Origin of the sequence: Salipiger sp. HF18 (genome assembly GCF_011806505.1) — a bacterium.
Lineage (GTDB): Bacteria > Pseudomonadota > Alphaproteobacteria > Rhodobacterales > Rhodobacteraceae > Salipiger > Salipiger thiooxidans.
In genome coordinates this window covers 1-2,104 of sequence record NZ_JAATOS010000611.1, presented here as the reverse complement: position 1 = coordinate 2,104, position 2,104 = coordinate 1, and the positions used below count along the sequence as shown (strand labels likewise).

The following is a 2,104-nucleotide window of genomic DNA, read 5'->3' as shown; positions in this document are numbered from 1 at the left end:
GTTGTCGACGTAGAGCAGCGCCGAGTCGAGCGCCATCCAGCCGTGCGGGTTGGGCTTGCCGGCGTAGTCGCCGCCCGAGATCGCCATCGGCTCGATGCCGTCCGAGACCACCGCCGCCGGAACGTCGCCAAGATTGGCGAGGAACTGCTCGAACCAGCGCTCGAGCCCCAGCCCGTTCCACAGGATCAGAGTCGCGTCCTGCGCCCCGACGAGGTCGCGCGGGGTGGGCTGGTAGCCGTGGATCTCGGCGCCGGGCTTGGTGATCGAGACCACCTCGGCGGCATCCCCGGCCACGTTGCGCGCCATGTCGGCGATGACGGTGAAGGTCGTCGCGACCTTGAGCTTGGCGCCCTGCGCGAGGGCGGGTCTGCCCGCCAGTGCGGCGGCGCCGATGAGGCCAAGCGCGGCTCGTCTGGTCAGCATGTGGTACGGTCTCCTGTTGCTTGTCCACATGCAAATGCGACTGAGTTGCATTTGTCAACTCACTTGCAAGTCATTTGCAACAAGACCTTGAAAAGCGCCGGGCGCGCGGGCAAAACCGATGCATGAACGAGCGGATGAAGAGCATCGAGGAAATGACGCAGGCGCTGCGCGACGCGGGAATCCGCGTGACGCGCCAGCGGGCAGCCTTGCTGAGCGTGCTGGCGGAAGCGGGCGATCACCCCGACGCGCCCGAACTGCACCGCCGGGCCGAAGCCGCGGTGCCGGGGATCTCGCTCTCGACGGTCTATCGCACGCTCTCGACGCTCGAGAGCCAGGGCGTCATCCAGCGCCACCAGTTCGAAGGGGCCTCTGCGCGCTTCGAATCCGCCGAGACCGACCACCACGACCACATGATCGACGTGGACACGGGCGAGGTGATCGAGTTCGCCTCGGACCGGATCGAGCGGCTGCAGGCCGAGATCGCGGCCGAGCTCGGCTACGAGATCGTCCACCACCGGATGGAGCTCTACGTCCGGAAGACATCCGACAGCTGACCGGCGTGACGACCCGCGTTCGAGGGTCAGTCGCTCTCGAAGTCCAGCAGGCGTCCGTCCAGCGCAAACTCGGCCTCGAAGTCGCGGCCGTCGCCGTCCTTGCCCTCGAGCTCGATGCCGCGGGTGTCGAACTCGACCTTCTCGAAGGTGCCGTCCGACGGGTAGTTCGGGTTCGTACGCACCGCCTCGGGCACGAGGGCCGCGATCTCGGTGGCGGGGAAGGGCTGGTTCTGTGCGCTTTCGATTTCTTCCAGCGGGCTGCCCCGCCGGTGGAAATCCAGCTCGATCCGGGCGCCGCCGGGCAGGGTCGCGGTAATGTCCGGGCCCCAGTTGTCGGGATGGATCACTACCTCGCGCAAGTTGAGGGCTCCGATCACGCGGGTCATCTCGCTGGTCAGGCCGGTCTGTGCCTGGGCGCCCACTGATCCGAGCAGAAGAATGGCTCCGGCGATCAGGGTTCGGGTCATCATTGCCTCCTGACGAGTGCCCGGACGCGAAAGGACCGGGGGCATTTCTCTAGGGCCGGGGACCGGGCGGCGGCTGGGCTCCCATCGGCGGCGGGTTCAGGCAGGTTCCTCGACGGACGTGCCCGTGCTGCTTTCGCTGAATGTGGTGCCACGCAATGACATGGCAAGCAGGAAGGCCAAACCCATGACTGCGCCGCCGGTGCCGAAGCTGACGGCGATGGACTGCCGGAAGGCCTCGGCGATCCCCGGTTGCAGCTCCGGCGAGAGCGTGCCGATGACCGCCATGCCGCCGTCGGTGACCGGTTGCACGTCGATCTCCGAGGCGAGCCGGTCGAGCCGCGCGCCCAGCAGGCCGGACATCACCCCGCCCGGGACCGCGACGCCGAGCGAGCGGATGAAGGACATGCTCGAGGTGGCGATGCCGAGCCAGGGGCGCGGCACCGCGTTCTGCACGTTGGCGGTGGTGTTGGGCATTGCGACGCCATGCCGAGCCCCAGCACCGCCAGCGCGCGAAGCAACCACGGGATCCCGGCCTGGTTCACCGCCAAGAGCGCGAGCAGGCTCAGCCCCGTCGCCCCGAGCGCGATGCCGTGAACAGCTTGGGCCGTCCGGCGTCCGAGGACAGCCGCCCGCCGAAGATCGAGCTGAGCAGCATGAAAA

The 2,104-nt window shown here is 68.1% G+C and carries 4 protein-coding genes; 1 reads left to right on the top strand and 3 read right to left on the bottom strand.

From position 1 onward, the window contains the following. Positions 1-423: metal ABC transporter solute-binding protein, Zn/Mn family (locus tag HC022_RS24860; protein ID WP_167454171.1), on the bottom strand; the 423-nt coding region annotated here is incomplete at its 3' end. A 134-nt stretch (positions 424-557) separates the two neighbouring features. On the opposite strand from HC022_RS24860, the gene HC022_RS24855 reads away from it, so the two are divergent. After that, positions 558-977, top strand: coding sequence for a Fur family transcriptional regulator (locus HC022_RS24855; RefSeq protein WP_008887178.1), 420 nt, complete (start codon positions 558-560; stop codon positions 975-977). 26 nt (positions 978-1,003) lie between these two features. On the opposite strand, the gene HC022_RS24850 is transcribed toward HC022_RS24855, so the two are convergent. Further along, on the bottom strand, positions 1,004-1,444 hold the full coding sequence (locus tag HC022_RS24850) for a hypothetical protein (RefSeq protein ID WP_152335509.1): 441 nt from the start codon (positions 1,442-1,444) through the stop codon (positions 1,004-1,006). A gap of 96 nt (positions 1,445-1,540) precedes the next feature. Continuing rightward, the gene (locus tag HC022_RS24845; protein WP_167454170.1) at positions 1,541-1,918 is read right to left on the bottom strand and encodes an MFS transporter; all 378 of its coding nucleotides are present in this window, start codon (positions 1,916-1,918) and stop codon (positions 1,541-1,543) included. Positions 1,919-2,104: the final 186 nt, after the last annotated feature.

Excerpts from the sequence above, each read along its gene's own strand:
- HC022_RS24855 (WP_008887178.1), top strand. The coding sequence starts at position 558 with ATGAAGAGCATCGAGGAAATGACGCAGGCGCTGCGCGACGCGGGAATC.
- HC022_RS24850 (WP_152335509.1), bottom strand. The coding sequence starts at position 1,444 with ATGACCCGAACCCTGATCGCCGGAGCCATTCTTCTGCTCGGATCAGTG.
- HC022_RS24845 (WP_167454170.1), bottom strand. The coding sequence starts at position 1,918 with ATGCCCAACACCACCGCCAACGTGCAGAACGCGGTGCCGCGCCCCTGG.